The 18150-nt window shown below is 60.3% G+C and carries 18 protein-coding genes; 4 read left to right on the top strand and 14 right to left on the bottom strand.

The window, feature by feature from the left end; translation table 11 throughout:
• Window positions 1-112: 112 nt before the first annotated feature.
• Complete coding sequence (locus ABFB52_RS10400; RefSeq protein ID WP_102686959.1) at window positions 113-595, top strand: hypothetical protein; 483 nt, start codon at window positions 113-115, stop codon at window positions 593-595.
• Here the strand turns inward: ABFB52_RS10400 and hemN are convergent.
• The 6 genes from hemN to ccoG all read right to left on the bottom strand — a co-directional run bounded on the left by hemN (window position 592) and on the right by ccoG (window position 7598).
• A complete protein-coding gene (gene hemN / locus ABFB52_RS10405; protein WP_011333280.1) occupies window positions 592-1974 on the bottom strand; it encodes an oxygen-independent coproporphyrinogen III oxidase in 1383 nt (460 codons plus the stop codon). The two genes, ABFB52_RS10400 and hemN, sit on opposite strands and share 4 nt — an antisense overlap.
• A gap of 82 nt (window positions 1975-2056) precedes the next feature.
• Window positions 2057-2740, bottom strand: a complete 684-nt coding sequence (locus tag ABFB52_RS10410) for a sulfite exporter TauE/SafE family protein (RefSeq protein ID WP_039770036.1) — start codon at window positions 2738-2740, stop codon at window positions 2057-2059.
• Complete coding sequence (gene ccoS, locus ABFB52_RS10415; RefSeq protein ID WP_007951659.1) at window positions 2733-2945, bottom strand: cbb3-type cytochrome oxidase assembly protein CcoS; 213 nt, start codon at window positions 2943-2945, stop codon at window positions 2733-2735. Before ccoS ends, ABFB52_RS10410 begins: the two co-directional genes overlap by 8 nt.
• Window positions 2946-2967: 22 nt before the next feature.
• Window positions 2968-5418, bottom strand: a complete 2451-nt coding sequence (locus ABFB52_RS10420) for a heavy metal translocating P-type ATPase (RefSeq protein ID WP_129973096.1) — start codon at window positions 5416-5418, stop codon at window positions 2968-2970.
• A 213-nt stretch (window positions 5419-5631) separates the two neighbouring features.
• Complete coding sequence (locus ABFB52_RS10425; protein WP_007951661.1) at window positions 5632-6171, bottom strand: FixH family protein; 540 nt, start codon at window positions 6169-6171, stop codon at window positions 5632-5634.
• Between the two features lie 11 nt (window positions 6172-6182).
• A complete protein-coding gene (gene ccoG / locus ABFB52_RS10430) occupies window positions 6183-7598 on the bottom strand; it encodes a cytochrome c oxidase accessory protein CcoG (protein WP_129973097.1) in 1416 nt (471 codons plus the stop codon).
• Between the two features lie 541 nt (window positions 7599-8139).
• Here ccoG and ABFB52_RS10435 point away from each other — a divergent pair.
• Entirely contained in the window at window positions 8140-9135 is a 996-nt protein-coding gene (locus ABFB52_RS10435) for a metallophosphoesterase (RefSeq protein ID WP_129973098.1), read from the top strand.
• 68 nt (window positions 9136-9203) lie between these two features.
• A complete protein-coding gene (locus ABFB52_RS10440; RefSeq protein WP_129973099.1) occupies window positions 9204-9461 on the top strand; it encodes a hypothetical protein in 258 nt (85 codons plus the stop codon).
• 75 nt (window positions 9462-9536) lie between these two features.
• On the opposite strand, the gene ccoP (ABFB52_RS10445) is transcribed toward ABFB52_RS10440, so the two are convergent.
• From ccoP (ABFB52_RS10445) to ccoN (ABFB52_RS10480), 8 genes are all read right to left on the bottom strand, one after another.
• Window positions 9537-10520, bottom strand: coding sequence for a cytochrome-c oxidase, cbb3-type subunit III (ccoP, locus tag ABFB52_RS10445; protein WP_102717707.1), 984 nt, complete (start codon window positions 10518-10520; stop codon window positions 9537-9539).
• The gene (locus tag ABFB52_RS10450) at window positions 10517-10702 is read right to left on the bottom strand and encodes a CcoQ/FixQ family Cbb3-type cytochrome c oxidase assembly chaperone (protein WP_003175465.1); all 186 of its coding nucleotides are present in this window, start codon (window positions 10700-10702) and stop codon (window positions 10517-10519) included. The genes ccoP (ABFB52_RS10445) and ABFB52_RS10450 overlap by 4 nt, the downstream gene beginning before the upstream one ends.
• A 5-nt stretch (window positions 10703-10707) precedes the next feature.
• The gene (gene ccoO, locus ABFB52_RS10455; RefSeq protein WP_011333287.1) at window positions 10708-11316 is read right to left on the bottom strand and encodes a cytochrome-c oxidase, cbb3-type subunit II; all 609 of its coding nucleotides are present in this window, start codon (window positions 11314-11316) and stop codon (window positions 10708-10710) included.
• A complete protein-coding gene (gene ccoN, locus ABFB52_RS10460) occupies window positions 11316-12758 on the bottom strand; it encodes a cytochrome-c oxidase, cbb3-type subunit I (protein WP_129973100.1) in 1443 nt (480 codons plus the stop codon). The genes ccoO (ABFB52_RS10455) and ccoN (ABFB52_RS10460) overlap by 1 nt, the downstream gene beginning before the upstream one ends.
• A 500-nt stretch (window positions 12759-13258) precedes the next feature.
• The gene (ccoP, locus tag ABFB52_RS10465; RefSeq protein ID WP_129973101.1) at window positions 13259-14215 is read right to left on the bottom strand and encodes a cytochrome-c oxidase, cbb3-type subunit III; all 957 of its coding nucleotides are present in this window, start codon (window positions 14213-14215) and stop codon (window positions 13259-13261) included.
• Window positions 14212-14409: a cbb3-type cytochrome c oxidase subunit 3 gene (locus ABFB52_RS10470; RefSeq protein WP_129973102.1), complete on the bottom strand. Its 198-nt coding sequence runs from the start codon at window positions 14407-14409 to the stop codon at window positions 14212-14214. The genes ccoP (ABFB52_RS10465) and ABFB52_RS10470 overlap by 4 nt, the downstream gene beginning before the upstream one ends.
• Window positions 14410-14412: 3 nt before the next feature.
• Window positions 14413-15021: a cytochrome-c oxidase, cbb3-type subunit II gene (gene ccoO, locus ABFB52_RS10475; protein ID WP_039770055.1), complete on the bottom strand. Its 609-nt coding sequence runs from the start codon at window positions 15019-15021 to the stop codon at window positions 14413-14415.
• Between the two features lie 10 nt (window positions 15022-15031).
• A complete protein-coding gene (gene ccoN, locus ABFB52_RS10480; RefSeq protein WP_085747879.1) occupies window positions 15032-16456 on the bottom strand; it encodes a cytochrome-c oxidase, cbb3-type subunit I in 1425 nt (474 codons plus the stop codon).
• An 86-nt stretch (window positions 16457-16542) separates the two neighbouring features.
• On the opposite strand from ccoN (ABFB52_RS10480), the gene ABFB52_RS10485 reads away from it, so the two are divergent.
• On the top strand, window positions 16543-17235 hold the full coding sequence (locus tag ABFB52_RS10485) for an alpha/beta family hydrolase (RefSeq protein ID WP_129973103.1): 693 nt from the start codon (window positions 16543-16545) through the stop codon (window positions 17233-17235).
• The last annotated feature ends 915 nt before the right edge of the window (window positions 17236-18150 follow it).

Genomic DNA, 18150 nt, shown 5'->3' on the forward strand with positions numbered 1-18150 from the left:
ACCCAGCGGAGGACATTCAGGCCAGCCTGTGGCGAGATTGCCCCCACGGCATAAAGCCGCAGGGATGACGGCCGATAAACAGGTATCTGACGGCATGCAAGGAACCGCTTCGATGACTGCTATTGGTACGCTGACCCCCGGTAACAGTGGCGTTGCGTCGTTGCTGGAAAGTGCTGAAACCTCCGTTGACGATGAGTCCGGCACAGACGCGGCATCATTGGGAAGCCCGACCTTGGTCGAGGGCGTCAAAGTGTCGCTGTCCGGTGCCGCCATTGCAAAATCCGCCGGTGCCGGCGGGAAAAACCGCGATATCGAAGAAAGCGGTTTGCCTGAAAACGTCCAGCAATTGCTGAAGATGATTCGCAAGTTTCGCCAGCAGATCGCCGAAAAGAACGCCCAGATCAACGCGCTGATGGCCAACAAGACCCTTTCCAACGAAGAGCGGTTCGCCAAGATTGCTGCCCTTAAAGGCGCCATCTCCGCCCTCAACAACGGTCTGATCACCGCCAATCTGTCTCTGGCCAAGGTCATCGACCAATCAAGCCTGACCGCTGACCAGAACCTTAAAACCAACTCGCTGCTGATGAAGAGCTAAATCACCCGCGAAAAACGCTGGCGGTTCTGTTGTTCCAGATACGCGTCGAACACCATGCACACCGAACGCACCAGCAGGCGCCCGGCTGGCAGCACGGTGATCCGCTCGCGATCCAGTTCGATCAGCCCGTCCTGCGCCATGCCCTGCAATTGTGGCCAGAGCGCGCCGAAGTAACCCTGAAAATCGATGTTGAAGCTGCGCTCGATCTCGGCGAAATCCAGGCTGAAATTGCAGATCAGTTGCTGGATCACCGCGCGGCGCAAGCGGTCGTCGGCGTTGCACACCAGGCCTCGGCTGGTGGCCAGTTGCGCGCCGGCGAGGGTGTTCTGGTAGTGATTGAGGTCGCTGCTGTTCTGGCAGTACAGATCACCGATCTGGCTGATCGCCGACACGCCCAGCCCGATCAGGTCGCAATGACCGTGGGTGGTGTAGCCCTGGAAATTGCGTTGCAGGGTTGATTCTTCCTGAGCAATCGCCAGTTCATCGTCGGGCAGGGCGAAATGGTCCATGCCGATGTAGCGATAGCCAGCAGCGGTCAGTTGTTCGATGGTCCGCTGGAGCATTTCCAGTTTCTGCGCCGGGCTCGGCAGTTCGTTGCCGTTGATCCGCCGCTGCGGCATGAAGCGTTCCGGTAGGTGCGCGTAGTTGAACACCGAGAGCCGGTCTGGTTGCAGGCTGATGACTTCCTCGACGGTGCGGGCGAAGTTGTCCGGAGTCTGCTTGGGCAAACCGTAGATCAGGTCGATGTTGATCGAGCGAAATTGCAGGGTGCGCGCCGCATCGATCACCGCGCGGGTTTCTTCAAGGCTTTGCAGGCGATTGACCGCCCGTTGCACCGCCGGGTCGAGATCCTGCAGGCCGATGCTGACCCGGTTGAAGCCCAGTTCCCGCAGCAGGCCCATGGTCGACCAGTCGGCTTCGCGCGGGTCGATCTCGATGCCGTAATCACCGGAATCATCGTCCAGCAGATTGAAATGCTTGCGCAGGTGCGCCATCAGTTGCCGCAATTCATCGTGGCTGAGAAAGGTCGGCGTGCCGCCGCCGAAATGCAGTTGTTCGACTTTCTGCGCCGGGTCGAGGTGGCAGGCAATCAGCTGGATTTCCTGCTCGAGCCGTTGCAGATACGGCAGTGCACGGCCGCGATCCTTGGTGATGACCTTGTTGCAGGCGCAGTAGTAGCAGATGTTCGCGCAGAACGGCACGTGCACGTACAGCGACAGCGGGCGCAGGGCCTTGCGGCTGTCGCGCAGGGCGTGAAACAGGTCGAAGGTGCCGACCTGGCTGTGAAATTGCACGGCCGTCGGGTACGAGGTGTAGCGCGGCCCCGCCAGGTCGTAGCGGCGGATCAAATCGGTGTCCCAACGAATGGCGTCGAGCATGCGGGCATTCCCCCGGATAGGCTGGCAGTGTGCCGAGTCTAGGGGAGGGCACAAAAAGGCGTCTTGATTTGCATCAACGGGATCAGTGGCCCATCAGCCAGTGCTGGTGCGGCCCCGGCAGGGTCCAGATACCGAACAGGATCACCAGCAGACCGCCGGCCATACGCACGCTGCGTTTGCGCAACAGCGCGGTCACTCGTTCGGCGGCGAGGCCGGTCGCCAGCAACACCGGCCAGGTGCCGAGCCCGAAGGCGAGCATCAGCAACGCGCTGTCGAGTGCATTGCCCTGGCTGGCCGACCACAACAGCGTGCTGTAAACCAGCCCGCACGGCAGCCAGCCCCACAGCGCGCCGAGCAGCAAAGCGCGAGGCAGGCTCGACACCGGCAGCAAGCGGTTGGCCACCGGTTGAATGTAGCGCCACAGTCCGCGACCGAGGCTCTCAATGCGGGTCAGGCCGCTCCACCAGCCTGCCAGATACAGACCCATGGCGATCAGCAGCAACCCCGCGAGTACGCGCATGAACAGCGCGGCTGGACTGTTGGCCACCGCCCATCCTGCCAGCCCGATCAGCAACCCGGCCGTGGCATAGCTGAGAATTCGCCCGAGGTTATAAGCCAGCAGCAATCGAAAGCGTCGGCTGCGTTGTTCCTTGGGAATCGCCAGGGTCAGCGCGCCCATCAGGCCGCCGCACATGCCCAGGCAATGCCCGCCGCCGAGCAGGCCGAGAATCAACGCAGACACCAGCAGTGGCGCCAGTTCAAGCATGGGGTGGCGCCTTGTCGTCCGGTTTGGCCGGGTTGGCTTCGTCCACTGCGGCGGTGTGGTTCGGGTCCTGATCGTCGAACAGGATACTGTGGGCCGGACCGTCGAGGTCGTCGTACTGGCCGCTGTCCACCGCCCAGAAGAAGATGTAGACGGCGATGGCCACGATCAGCAGCGCGGCCGGAATCATCACGTAAAGAGCTGGCATCTGTACTCCATGCCCGCGCGGCTCAGGCCGGCAGCGGGCGGGTTTCTGACGTGGCGCTGACGGCCGGCGCACTCGGCAGGCGAGTCAGGCGCAGGGCGTTGAGCACCACGGTCAGCGAACTGATCGACATGCCGACGGCGGCCCACACCGGAGTGATCCAGCCGAGGGCGGCGAACGGCAACATGAGGCCATTGTACAGCGCGGCCCACAACAGGTTCTCGATGATCACCCGACGGGTGCGGCGGGCCAGCGTGAAGGCTTGTACCAAGGCGTCGAGGCGGTTGGACAGCAACACAGCATCGGCGCTGGTTTTCGCCAGATCGGTAGCCGAGCCCATGGCCACGCTGATGTCCGCAGCGGCCAGCACCGGCACGTCATTGACGCCGTCGCCGAGCATCAACACCTTGCGGCCGTCCCTGTGCAGTTGTTGCAGCACTTGCAGCTTGTCGTCCGGACGCAGACCGCCCCGGGCCTCGTCGATACCCAGTTCGGCAGCGACGCTGGCGACCATCGGCGAACTGTCGCCCGACAGCAGCAGTGTGCGCCAGCCGCGCGCCTTGCACGCCGCGAGCAGGGCTGGGGCGTCGTCGCGCAGACGGTCATCGAGGGCGAACCAGGCCAGCGGTCCGTTACTGTCACCAAGCAGCAACCATTGCCCCGGTTCCTTCGGCATCGACGGCACAGGCGCGGCGCTGAGATCGCAGACAAAATCCGCCTGACCGATGCGCAAACGTTGTTCGCCAACCAACCCTTCAAGCCCCAGGCCCGGTGTGCTGTGGACGTCTTCGGCAGCCAGCGGCGCGCGACCGAAGGCGCGGGCGATCGGGTGTTCGGAACGGTTTTCCAGGGCGGCGGCAAGGCTCAGGCATTGATCGCTGTCGAGGGCGCCAAGCGGGCGGATCGAACGCAGCACCAACCGGCCTTCGGTGAGGGTGCCGGTCTTGTCGAAGATCACCGTGTCGATCTGGTTCAGGCCTTCCAGCACATGACCGCGCGTCAGCAGCAGGCCGAGTTTATGCAGGGTGCCGGTGGCGGCGGTGAGGGCGGTCGGCGTCGCCAGCGACAGCGCGCACGGGCAGGTTGCAACCAGCATCGCGAGGACGATCCAGAACGCTCGCGACGAATCCAGTTCCCACCACAGCAGGCCGATGGCGGCGGCTGCGATCAACGACAGCAACAGGAACCATTGCGCGGCGCGGTCGGCGATTTCCGCCAGCCGTGGTTTTTCCGCCTGGGCGCGATCCAGCAGGCGAACAATGGCCGACAGTCGCGTGTCCTGGCCGAGCGCCTGCACCTCGACGGTCAGCGCGCCTTCCACGTTCAGCGTGCCGGCGGTGACGGCATCACCCTTGGCGCGTGGCTGCGGCAGGTATTCGCCGGTCAGCACCGATTCGTCGATGCTCGATTGACCGTCGAGGATCTTGCCGTCCGCCGGCAGCACCGAACCCGGTTGCACCAGCACGCGATCACCGAGGCGCAGTTCGCTGAGCAGGATGCGTTCGCTCTGGCCGGCGTCGTCGAGGCGCAGGCACGAGGCGGGCAACAGATTGACCAGTTGTGCGGTGGCAGCGGCGGTGCGCTCGCGGGCGCGACGTTCGAGGTAGCGCCCGGCGAGCAGGAACAGGGCGAACATGCCTACCGCGTCGAAGTACAGCTCGCCGACCCCGGTGATCGAAGTCCAGATCCCGGCGACATAAGCCGCGCCGATCGCCAGTGATACCGAGACGTCCATGGTCAGGTGACGGGTGCGCAGGTCGCGCATGGCCCCTTTGAAAAACGGCGCGCAGCTGTAGAACACGATCGGCGTGGTGAGGAACAGCGCGACCCAGCGCAGGATCGTGTGCAGTTCCGGGCTGAGGTCGATGTTGAATTCCGGCCAGGTCGCCATGGTCGCCATCATCGCCTGAAACCACAGCAGCCCGGCGACCCCGAGTTGGCGCAGGGCAAGGCGGTTTTCGCTGGCCAGTTGTTCGCTGGCGCGGTCGGCCTGATACGGGTGTGCGGCGTAGCCGATGTGGCGCAGTTCGCCGAGGATCTGGCTCAGCGGCAACTGAGTGTCTGCCCAGCGCACATGCAGGCGATGGTTGGACAGGTTCAGCCGCGCCTCGGCCACAGCAGGCAGGGTGCGCAGGTGTTTCTCGATCAGCCAGCCGCAGGCGGCGCAACTGATGCCTTCCATCAACAGCGTGGTTTCGGCCAGTTCGCCTTCGTGGCGCACGAAGGGTTGCTGCACGTCGGCGCGGTCGTACAGCTCAAGCTCATCGACCAATTGCACTGGCAGCGCTTCGGGGTTGGCCGAAGCTTCGCTGCGATGCTGGTAATAACTTTCCAGGCCGCCGGCGACGATGGCTTCGGCCACCGCCTGACAGCCGGGGCAGCAGAACTCGCGGGACTCCCCGAGCACGACGGCGGTGAAGCGGCTGCCGGCCGGGACGGGCAGGGCGCAGTGGTAGCAGGGGATTGGAATGGTCATGGCATTGTCGAGGGAATAAACCCTTGGAATCGAGTGGTCCGCTTGCCCTCACCCCAGCCCTCTCCCGGAGGGAGAGGGGGCCGATCGGTGGTGGCCGGATTAATGGGTTCAGTCAGCGACATCGTCACTGGCATACATGGCGCGTGCAAGCGTCCGAGATCAGTTCCCTCTCAAGGGGGAGAGGGCCAGGGTGAGGGGGCACTTGCAGGCTGCTTACTTCTTCAAATCCTCGGCGCCCTGCAGCGGTTCATCACCCAGCAACAAATCCTTGTCATGGCTGACCAGCTCTTCCTCGAACATCCGCCACACGTGATCGTCCTGAGTACCCAGCAACTCCACAAAACGCCGGCCTTCGATCTTGTCGCTCAACTGGCCGATGTAACGACCCGTTTCAGTCTCGCTGCGCGCCAGAACGATCTTGCGATCCTTCTCCGGCTGGGTCGGCGAGATCAGGTTCAGTTCCAGGGTTTTCGGCTGGCTGTCGCCGCTCAGGCGCAGGTCGACTTCGCCGGTCACATCATCCAGATGCACGGCAGCGCGCATCTTCAGGGTCTGGGCCAGCAGTTCGCGATCCAGCGAACGGTTGATGCCTTTGCCGGCCTCGTAGTAGTTGTCGTTGACCAGGTTGTCCGGGTTGTTCACCGCGATGGTCACCATGGACAGCGTCAGGGTCACCGAACAGGCCAGAATCCCGATGATGATCCATGGCCAAAGGTGCTTGTACCAGGGACTTGCGGCGTTTGCTGCGGGCATGTTCAGTTCTCTCAACGATTTTGTGGGCCGATGAAACGGCTCTTGGCTTCTACGTGGACGCTGTCGTCATCGGCATCCTTGAGGATGAATTTCACCTCGTTGGTGCTCGATGGCAATTGTTCAGGCGCGCTCGACAGCTCGACCGGCATGCTGAAGATTTCCCCGGCCGGCACCTTGATCTCGCGCTTGCCTTGCAGGCGCAGATCCGGCAAACCGGCGGCTTCCAGCACGTAGGTGTGGTCGCGCTGATCCTTGTTCATGATTTTCAGGCTGTAGACGTTTTCGATCCTGCCTTCAGCGTTTTCACGGTACAGCACGCGGTCTTTGCTGACGTCGAAACCCACCAGCGAACGCATGAAGAAGGCTGTCACCAACAGGCTGATCATCGCCAGCAGCACCACGGCATAACCGATCAGGCGCGGCCGCAGTTTATGGGTTTTCTGCCCGGACAAGTTGTGTTCGGTGGTGTAGCTGATCAGCCCGCGCGGGTAATCCATCTTGTCCATGATGCTGTCGCAGGCGTCGATGCACGCGGCACAACCGATGCACTCGATCTGCAAGCCGTCGCGGATGTCGATGCCGGTCGGGCAGACCTGGACACACATGGTGCAGTCGATGCAGTCGCCCAGGCCTTGGGCCTTGTAGTCGACGCCTTTCTTGCGCGGGCCACGGCTTTCGCCGCGACGCGGGTCGTAGGAAACGATCAGGGTGTCCTTGTCGAACATCACGCTCTGGAAGCGCGCATACGGACACATGTAGATGCACACCTGCTCACGCAGCCAGCCGGCGTTGCCGTAGGTGGCGAGGGTGAAGAAACCGACCCAGAAATACGACCAGCCATCGGCTTGCCCGGTGAAGAATTCGAAGACCAGTTCGCGGATCGGCGAGAAGTAGCCGACGAAGGTCATGCCGGTGACGAAACCGATCAGCAGCCACAGCGCGTGCTTGGCGAATTTGCGCAGGAACTTGTTGGCGCTCATCGGCGCCTTGTCGAGTTTGATGCGCTGGTTGCGGTCGCCTTCGGTGACCTTCTCGCACCACATGAAAATCCACGTCCACACGCTTTGCGGGCAGGTGTACCCGCACCAGACCCGGCCGGCATACACGGTGATGAAGAACAGGCCGAACGCCGCAATGATCAACAGGCCCGAGAGCAGAATGAAGTCCTGCGGCCAGAACGTGGCGCCGAAAATGAAGAACTTGCGTTCCGGCAGGTTCCACCACACCGCCTGATGGCCGCCCCAGTTCAGCCACACCGTACCGAAATACAGCAGGAACAGCGCCGCGCCGCCCATCATCCGCAGGTTGCGGAACAGGCCGGTGAAAGCACGGGTGTAGATTTTTTCTCGAGAGGCGTAAAGGTCGACGCTGTTGTTCGCGTTCTTGTCGGGGGGCGTGACGTCGTGTACCGGAATCTGGTTGCTCATCATTGCATCCCACGGCAGTGGAAAAATGCCTCGGTCGATACGTGCCGGCCGGGGTCAAAAAGGGGTGTTGCAGTGGCCCAATGATACGCCTGTCATACCGACGAACGGGTGCGACCTTTGGTCGCGTTGGGGAAAAATCATGGATGGTGTAGCGAATGTAACAAAGCGTGATGCAGATCAATTGACTTGTTGAGTATGGACGGTTTTTTCCGGGTGGCGAGTCGAATCGTCCAACACGCCTGGGGGGCAGCCTTGGCTCAGGATGCCGTTTGCTTCAGGGGCATCCGGCGGAGTTATTGCAAGTCTCAAGCTGAAAAGCGCTGGAAGGTTTAACTTTTTATAGAGTCGATTGAATAGTTAAGTTGGGCTGTGTGTTGTGGGTATTAGTTGTTGCATGAAGTGTTTTGCTCGGGCTTGAAATATATGAAATCAATTGCTGGTTGTCGGGTATTTGAAATAAACATCGTTCTCGAATAGTTTGCGTCTGCGGCTGTTCGCAGCTGAGTTTAACTATTATTTATATGAGCAAGGATTGAGCTGTATGTTTATCAAGGAAGTAACAAGGCTGGTGGCGTGTCTGTGTGTATTGTTTGCACCGTTCGCGCTGTCCAGTGAAATGATGCCGCGGCATATGGTTTTCGCATCGGATCCTCAGTACCCATGGACGGACAGAACGGATAGTGGCCAGGCAGAGTCGGATGAGGATTTTGAAAAGCGCGCCAAATGGCTCGTGGATAGCCAGTTTGCGAGCATTGTGGAGTTTCGCGGCAAAATGGGTGGTCAGGCTGAAGTGCCATTGATGATCAACGGCGATATCACGGCTTTCGGTCATCCTTATCAGATTTCATACATGAAGTCCGCGCTGAAAAAATACTTTGGCAGTGATTATTTATATGGATTGGGGAATCATGACTATCAGAATAACGTCGATGATTGTCTGGGTAATCGCTGCGCCGTAAACAGCATCGTCGAATACCATGAATATCATGCTGGCAAGGTCGATGATTTTGATGTGCGTGTGACGGGTGGCGGATTTGGCAAACAGTATGATGGCAGTCTTGCCTACTCGAAGAATATCGGTCAGGTGCACCTTGTTCAGTTGAACAATGAGCCTACTTACGAAGTTCAACTCAAACATCCGTTGCACGACATGAAAATCAGCCAGTCCCTGGATTGGCTTGAGAAAGACTTGAGGGTTGCGCGGGCTCAGGGTTACGCAATCATCATCAATATGCACAAGCCCGATGACTGGGAGGGCGATGCGCAGCAGTGGCAGCGTTTTCAGGACATGATCGAAAAGTATGAGGTCACGGCCATTTTTGCCGGCCACTACCACACGCGGGGAGGCTCCAGAAAATGGTGGGGTAAAGTCCCGGTTTTTCTCAGCGGCGGGACTTCCCAACAGACCTACCTGACGGCGAGCTTCACCGAGGATGGCAAGCAAATGCACGTCAACCTGGTCGAGAACAATGAATGGCAAAAGCCGCGATTCGTGCACACGGTTCCGGTGAAATCCATCTGGGCCAGTCGCCCGTAAATAATTGCCTGGGCATCGCTTTTATTGGCGTTGCCCGGGACAGCTGACACTTTTCAAGGATGAAACGTATGAACAAAAGCAAGATCAAGGCACTTGGCATTACTCAGAAAGAAATCGATGCATTGGACGTCATTCTCAATAGCGCCATTCCGGGGGCTTCCCTGGCCGTCACGTACCTGCAAGCGGCTTTGGGAACGATTGAGTCGGCTGAAGATGGAGAGGGCACGAAGCAGCCGGGTGGCCCGAACAGCAACCGGCCTGATGACGCTGGCAAGCAGCGCAAGCCCTCAGGCCTGGACAGTCTCGGTGGAGGCAACATTCTTTGAATCAGCACTGAGGTGAAACAAAACGGCCCCGCCAATTCTCATGGGCGGGGCCGTTTTTTGCTTCAAGCGTTGGCCTTACTGGGCCTCGGCTTCCGCTGGTTTTTCACCGTGGGACAGGCTGTAAACATACGCCGCCAGCAGGTGAACCTTGTCGTTGCCTTGCAGTTGTTCCTGGGCAGGCATCTGGCCCTGACGGCCGTAACGGATGGTCTGCTGCAGTTGGGCGAAGCTCGAACCGTAGATGAACGCGGCCGGGTGGGTCAGGTCAGGTGCGCCCATGGCTGGCGTACCTTTACCCGCCGGGCCGTGGCACGCCACGCAGTTGGCGGCGAACAGTTTCTGGCCGTTGGCCGGATCTGCCTTGGTGCCTTCCGGCAGCTTGCGGCCATCCAGGTTGGTCAGCACGAATGCGGCTACATCGGCCACGCCTTGCTCGCCGATCACTTCTGCCCAGGCCGGCATCACCGCGTGACGACCGCCCATGATGGTGGTCTTGATGGTTTCCGGCTCGCCGCCCCAGCGCCAGTCGGCGTCGGTCAGGTTAGGGAAACCATAAGCGCCCTTGGCGTCGGAACCGTGGCAGACCGAGCAGTTGGAGGCGAACAGGCGGCCACCCATCTTCAGGGCTTGCGGATCCTTGGCCACTTCTTCGATCGGCATGGCGGCGAACTTGGCGAAGATCGGACCGAACTTGGCGTCCGAGCGAGCCATTTCCTTTTCCCACTCGTGAACGCCGGTCCAGCCGGTCTGGCCGTTGGCGAACGCGGTCTGCTTCTCGGTATCGAGGTAGTTGTAACCCGGCAGCAGGCCTTTCCAGTTGCCCAGGCCCGGGTACAGCACCAGATAACCCAGAGCGAAGACGATGGTGCCCACGAACAGCATGAACCACCATTTCGGCAGCGGGTTGTCGTACTCCTCGATCCCGTCGAAGGAGTGGCCCACGGTCTCGTCGGTCTGCTCGGTGCGCTGGCCCTTGCGGGTCGACAGCAACAGCCAGGTCAGGGAAAAGATCGTACCGAGACTGAGGACTGTGACGTACAGACTCCAGAATGTAGTCATTCTTTGTTACTCCTAGAAGCTTGCTCGACGTGCTTGATGGCTTCGGGATCATCCGCGAAGGGCAGCAAGGTCGCGTCTTCAAACTCCGACTTGCGCTTGGGGCTGAACACCCACAACGCCAGGCCGATGAAGGCAACCATCACGACAACGGTGCCCAGGCCTCGAATCATCCCGATATCCATCAGAATCACCGTTTGCTTTTGATGATGGTGCCCAGGCCTTGCAGATAGGCCACCAGCGCGTCCATTTCGGTTTTGCCCTTCACGGCATCTCTTGCACCGGCGATGTCTTCGTCGGTGTAAGGGACGCCGAGCGTGCGCAACACTTCCATTTTCTTGGCCGTGTCTTTGCCATCGAGCTTGTTTTCCACGAGGAACGGGTAAGCCGGCATTTTCGACTCAGGCACGACGTTGCGCGGGTTGTACAAGTGCGCACGCTGCCAGTCATCGGAGTAACGACCGCCGACACGGGCCAGGTCTGGGCCGGTACGTTTGGAACCCCACAGGAACGGGTGATCCCAGACGCTTTCACCGGCGACCGAGTAGTGGCCGTAGCGTTCGGTTTCGGCACGGAACGGACGGATCATCTGCGAGTGGCAGCCGACACAGCCGTTGGCGATGTAAACGTCGCGGCCTTCCAGTTCAAGGGCGGTGCGCGGCTTCATGCCTTCGACCGGCTTGTTGGTGACATCCTGGAAGAACAGCGGAACGATTTGGGTCAGGCCACCGACGCTGACGGCGATGACCATGAAGAAGGCCAGCAGGCCAATATTCTTCTCGACAGCTTCATGCTTCATCAGTGAGCTCCAACTACGGCGATCTTGGCGGCGGCTTCAGCTTCAGCCGGGTCCGAGGCGCGAACGGTGCGCCACACGTTGTAGGCCATCAGGAACATGCCGCTGGCGAAGAACGCACCGCCCAGGGCGCGAACGATGTAGCCAGGGTGGCTGGCCTGCAGCGCTTCGACGAACGAGTAGGTGAGGGTGCCGTCGTCGTTGATTGCACGCCACATCAGGCCCTGAGTGATGCCGTTGACCCACATCGAAGCGATGTACAGAACGGTACCGATGGTCGCGAGCCAGAAGTGCGCGTTGATCAGGCCGGTGCTGTGCATCTGCGCACGGCCGAACAGTTTCGGGATCATGTGGTAGATCGCGCCGATCGAGATCATCGCTACCCAGCCGAGCGCGCCGGCGTGTACGTGGCCGATGGTCCAGTCGGTGTAGTGCGACAGCGAGTTGACGGTCTTGATCGCCATCATCGGACCTTCGAAGGTCGACATGCCGTAGAACGCCAGCGATACCACGAGGAAGCGCAGGATCGGGTCGGTGCGCAGCTTATGCCAGGCGCCCGACAGGGTCATCATGCCGTTGATCATGCCGCCCCAGCTCGGTGCCAGCAGGATGATCGACATCGCCATGCCCAGCGACTGTGCCCAGTCCGGCAGTGCGGTGTAGTGCAGGTGGTGCGGGCCGGCCCAGATGTACAGGGTGATCAGCGCCCAGAAGTGCACGATCGACAGACGATAAGAGTAGATCGGACGTTCGGCCTGTTTCGGCACGAAGTAGTACATCATCCCCAGGAAGCCGGTGGTCAGGAAGAAGCCCACGGCGTTGTGGCCGTACCACCACTGGATCATCGCGTCGGTGGCGCCCGAGTAGGCCGAGTAGGACTTGAACAGGCTGACCGGCAGCGACATGTGGTTGACGATGTGCAGCATCGCGGTCACCACGATGAACGCACCGTAGAACCAGTTGCCGACATAGATGTGCTTGGTCTTGCGCTTGGTGATGGTGCCGAAGAACACCAGCCCGTAGGAAATCCAGACAATGGCCAGAAGAATGGCGATCGGCCATTCCAGTTCCGCGTATTCCTTGGTGGTGGTGTAACCCAGCGGCAAGGTAATGATCGCGCCGACGATCACCGCTTGCCATCCCCAGAAGGTGAAGGCCGCGAGGCTGTCGGAAATCAGTCGCGTCTGGCAGGTTCGCTGCACGACATAGTAGGAAGTGGCAAACAGTGCACAACCACCGAAGGCGAAAATCACCAGGTTTGTGTGCAACGGGCGCAGGCGTCCAAAGCTCGTCCACGGCAGACCGAAATTCAACTCCGGCCAGACCAGTTGCGAGGCGATGAAGACACCAAGCCCCATGCCAAGGATCCCCCAGACCACCGTCATGATGGCGAACTGGCGGACTACCTTATAGTTATAAGCAGTCGGACTGATTGCTGTGCTCATTCTAAGGTTCCACGGTTTGGGTGTTTTATTAGGATTAAAATCGGCCGCAAGTATGTAGAAAGCAGGGGGTCAATGCAACGCGCCATGACCTGGGTCAATGCTTTCCAACGCTGATTCTGCGGCCTTTCCATGCGCCGCGTAAGGACAAAATTGCCCTCGGGCAAAATGTCGCAGCGGACGAAAAAAGCGAGGGGTCCCGGTCGGATGTAACGGGGTGTGTTCGAACGCTCGGTTCGGGTGACGGACGGTAATTGGCACGACAGCCGGTATCTACCGGCCTTTGCGGCCATGTCAGTCAGCCGATTCGTTCAACGCCTCGCTCGGGGTCGACCTGGAACCGGCACGGGCCAGTCCGCATCGAGCAAGCGTAGACCCGAATCCGGGTAACCGAAAGGAGAGCGGGTGAAGGGGTGCGACAAAAGGAAGCAGCTGCAAGCTGCAAGCTGCAAGCGACAAGACGAATCATGTCGCCTGCAGGATTGTATACATTGCTTGTGATTTTACTTGGAGCTTTCAGCTTGAAGCTTGTCGCTCAACTGCTCAGTATTTTTTGACAGACTGTATACGTAAGCGGCGAGCAGTTGCACTTTATCGTTGCCCAGCAGCTCGTTCTGAGCGGGCATGTGGCCTTGACGGCCATGGCGAATGGTCTGCTCGAGCTGGGTCAGGCTGGTGCCGTAGATGAAACCGGCCGGGTGCGTCAGGTTCGGCGCGCCCATGGCTTCGGTGCCTTGGCCGTTTGCCCCGTGACAGGCAGTGCAGGTTGTGCTGAACGCCTGCTGACCCGCTTGGAGATCAGCCTTGTTGTCCGCCGGCAGTGGCAGCCCCGCCAGTTCATGACGCACATAGGCGGCGACGTTTTTCACGCCAGTCTCGCCCAGCACTTCACCCCACGCCGGCATCGCCGCCATCCGGCCACCCATGATGGTGGTCTTGATGGTGTCGGCGCTACCGCCCCAACGCCAGTCCTTGTCGGCGAGGTTAGGGAAACCGAACGCGCCCTTGGCGTCCGAGCCGTGGCACACCGAGCAATTGGAGGCGAACAGACGGCCACCCATTTTCAGCGCCTGCGGATCCTTCGCCACTTCTTCCACCGGCATCGCGGCGAACTTGGCGAAGATCGGCCCGAATTTGGCGTCGGCCTTGCTCATTTCCTTTTCCCACTCGTGGACGCCGGTCCAGCCGTCCTCGTAGCCGGGCAGGATGCCTTTCCAGTTGCCCAGGCCCGGATAAAGGATCAGATAACCCACGGAAAACACCAGCGTGCCGGCGAACAGCATGAACCACCACTGCGGCAGCGGGTTGTCGTACTCCTCGATGCCGTCGAAGCTGTGGCCCATGGTCTGGTCGACGCTGCCCTTGGTTTCGCCCCGACGGGTGCCGACCAGCAGCCAGGTCAGGCCGATCAGGCTGCCGATGGTCAGTACGCAGATCCACGTACTCCAGAAGGTGGTCATGGCCGGGTACTCCTTGTTTCATTAACTTGGGTAGTGTCGGGTTGCGGCTCGTCGGCAAACGGCAGCAGGCGTGCTTCGGCGAATTCCGGCGTGCGCTTGCGGTTGAATACCCACAGGGTCAGGCCGACGAAGGCCACGAACACCACGACCGTGCCGAGGCCGCGTATTAGCCCCGCGCTCATTTCAAAGACCATTTCTCACCTCTTGCTCTTGATCGCAGTGCCGAGCACTTGCAGGTAGGAGACGAGGGCGTCCATTTCGGTCTTGCCCTTGAGGCTGGCCACCGCGCCGCTGATGTCGTCGTCGGTGTACGGCACGCCGAGGGTGCGCATGGTCTTGAGCTTGGTTTCGGTGTGGCTGCTGTCGACCGGTTGGGTGACCAGCCATGGGTAGGCCGGCATTTTTGATTCCGGTACAACGTTGCGCGGGTTGTACAAGTGCGCGCGGTGCCAGTCATCCGAGTAGCGCGCGCCGACCCGGGCCAGGTCCGGACCGGTACGTTTCGAGCCCCACAGGAACGGGTGATCCCACACGCTCTCGCCGGCCACCGAGTAGTGCCCGTAGCGTTCGGTTTCGGCGCGGAACGGACGGATCATCTGCGAGTGGCAACCGACGCAGCCTTCGCGGATGTAGATGTCGCGGCCTTCCAGTTGCAGCGCGGTGTAGGGCTTCATGCCTTCCACCGGTTTGTTGGTCACGTCCTGGAAGAACAGCGGGACGATCTGGGTCAGGCCGCCGATGCTCACGGCGAACACCATCAGCAGCATCAGCAGGCCGACGTTCTTTTCAATCGTTTCGTGTTTCATGGCGGACTCCTCAGGCCATCTGCGCGGCAGCAACGACGTCAGCAGGCTGCGAGGCCCGCACGGTGCGCCAGGTGTTGTAAGCCATCAGGAACATGCCGCTGAGGAAGATCGCCCCGCCAATCAGCCGCACGACGAAGCCAGGGTGGCTGGCCACCAGGGTTTCGACGAAGGAGTAGGTCAGCGTGCCGTCCTCGTTCACCGCACGCCACATCAGGCCCTGGGCGATGCCGTTGACCCACATCGAGGCGATGTAGAGCACGGTGCCGATAGTCGCGAGCCAGAAGTGCGCGTTGATCAGGCCGATGCTGTGCATCTGCTCTTTGCCGAAGATTTTCGGGATCATGTGGTACAGCGCGCCGATGGAAATCATCGCCACCCAGCCGAGCGCGCCGGCGTGTACGTGGCCGATGGTCCAGTCGGTGTAGTGGGAGAGGGCGTTGACAGTCTTGATCGCCATCATCGGACCTTCGAAGGTCGACATGCCGTAGAACGCCAGCGACACCACGAGGAAGCGCAGGATCGGGTCGCTGCGCAACTTATGCCAGGCGCCCGAGAGGGTCATCATGCCGTTGATCATGCCGCCCCAGCTCGGTGCCAGCAGTACCAGCGACATCACCATGCCCAGCGACTGCGCCCAGTCCGGCAGCGCGGTGTAGTGCAAGTGGTGCGGGCCGGCCCAGATGTACAAGGTGATCAGCGCCCAGAAGTGCACGATCGACAGGCGATACGAATACACCGGACGTTCGGCCTGTTTCGGCACGAAGTAGTACATCATCCCGAGGAAGCCGGCGGTGAGGAAAAAGCCTACGGCGTTGTGGCCGTACCACCATTGCACCATCGCGTCGGTCGCACCGGCGTACACCGAGTAGGACTTGGTGAAACTCACCGGCAACTCAAGGTTGTTGACGATGTGCAGGATCGCCACGGTGATGATGAACGCGCCGAAGAACCAGTTGCCCACATAAATGTGTTTGGTCTTGCGCTGCATGATCGTGCCGAAGAACACGATGGCGTAGGCGACCCAGACGATGGTGATCAGGATGTCGATCGGCCATTCCAGCTCGGCGTATTCCTTGGAGCTGGTGTAACCCAGTGGCAGGCTGATGGCTGCCAGCAGGATCACCAGTTGCCAGCCCCAGAAGCAGAACGCGGCGACTTTCGGCGCAAACAGCTGGGTCTGGCAGGTGCGCTGCACCGAGTAGAACGAACTGGCGAACAAGGCACAGCCGCCGAACGCGAAGATCACCGCGTTGGTGTGCAGCGGGCGCAGGCGTCCGAAGCTGGTCCACGGCAGGTTGAAGTTGAGTTCGGGCCAGACCAATTGAGCCGCGAGAAAAACCCCGAGCCCCATGCCGACGATGCCCCACACCACCGTCATAATGGCGAATTGGCGGACCACCTTGTAGTTGTAGGCGGTACTGATAGAAGTGTTCATGGTTCCCCATCCACGGTTCAGCCGAAGTGAGCGCCAACAGCGCGTCCTTCGCCTGGAGTTATAGGCAGACTAAAAGCGAGGCAAGCATGGACAAACAGCACAAGGCCAGTATTGACGGGGATCAATGGGCGCAGTGCCTGCGGGATCACGGGTGGCTTTGGGATGCGGCTGTTGGGGAGGCTTCGGCGACGCTCATTCTCGCGCATGGGGCGGGGGCGCCGATGGACAGTGAGTGGATGACGGATATGGCTGGGCGCCTTGCCTGGCTTGGGGTGAATGTGTTGCGGTTTGAGTTTCCTTATATGGCGCAGCGGCGGGTTGATGGCGGCAAACGTCCGCCGAATCCGGCGCCGAAGTTGCTGGAATGTTGGCGTGAGGTTTATGGCTTGGTGCGACTTCATGTCGCTGGTCCGCTCGCGATTGGCGGGAAGTCCATGGGGGGGCGGATGGCGAGTTTGCTGGCTGATGAGCTTGGCGCTGATGCGTTGGTTTGTCTGGGTTATCCGTTTTATGCGGTTGGGAAACCGGAGAAGCCTCGGGTTGAGCATTTGGCTTCTTTGCAGACTCGGACGTTGATTGTTCAGGGGGAACGGGATGCTCTGGGGAATCGGGAGGCGGTTGAGGCTTACACCTTGTCACCTAGTATTGAGGTGACTTGGCTAGCGGCCGGCGATCATGACCTCAAGCCATTGAAGGTTTCCGGGTTTACCCACGAACAGCATTTGGCCAGCGCCGCACAGAAAGTAGCTGTGTTTCTCAAGGGGGTACCGAAATTCTGAACCAGATGAAGATCGGCTCCCTTTCCCCCTCGCCCCCTTGGGGGAGAGGGCTGGGGTGAGGGGGATCGATCTTGAACGCGACACATTTTTCGATCTGTGTGCATATCCGTTGCTGCGGTAACGGCCACCTAGGGTTCCGCCCTTACGGCGGGTCACTTTTTACAAACGCCTAAAAAGTAACCAAAAACGCTTGCTCCTACGTCCGACCCGCTCGCTAAGGCTCGGGGTTCCTTCGCTCCGGGATTCATCCGGGGGGCATCGCCTACGGTTTGCTTCGCTGCACCTCCTCTCGATGTGTTTGGCTTCGCCAAACGGTCGCTGCGCTCCCACCCCCGGATAAATCCCTCCACTCAGCCTTCCGACGTCGCCCGTGGATCAAGATCAAAAGCGGTACTCGAGCTAACGCTCATCGTTTTGAATGGTTTGGCGAACGGTTTGGTTTCAGTGTCGAGCCTACCCCTCACCCCAGCCCTCTCCCCAAGGAGAGGGAGCCGAATGGGGTGCTTTCAAGCTTGAGTTCAACTCGGAATCCCACGTCGGCGTCCCTCGCCCACGCACCTCGGTCAGTCCCTCTCCCTTAGGTGAGAGGCAGATTGAGGTGCTTTCAAAAACCTGAGTTCACCTCGGTATCCCACGTCGGCGTACCTCGCCCAAACAACTCGGTCAGTCCCCTCTCCCTCCGGGAGAGGGCTAGGGTGAGGGGGGAAGGTTTCACTGACACGCCACCAAAACTAAAAGCTCCCACAGCCCGGCATTTCCAGCGCATAAACACGATCGCGTAACCACGTTTAAAGTACACGAACCGTTACGCCATAAGGGCTACAACACCTTGCGTCGTTGCCTACGCGTACGCCAGAATCCGCCGGCTTACGCAGCTTGGAGGGGGCTATATCGTTTCCCTGTCACTGAAAAGTG

Origin of the sequence: Pseudomonas sp. 9.2(2024) (genome assembly GCF_039695385.1) — a bacterium.
GTDB classification, from domain to species: Bacteria; Pseudomonadota; Gammaproteobacteria; order Pseudomonadales; family Pseudomonadaceae; genus Aquipseudomonas; species Aquipseudomonas paraglycinae.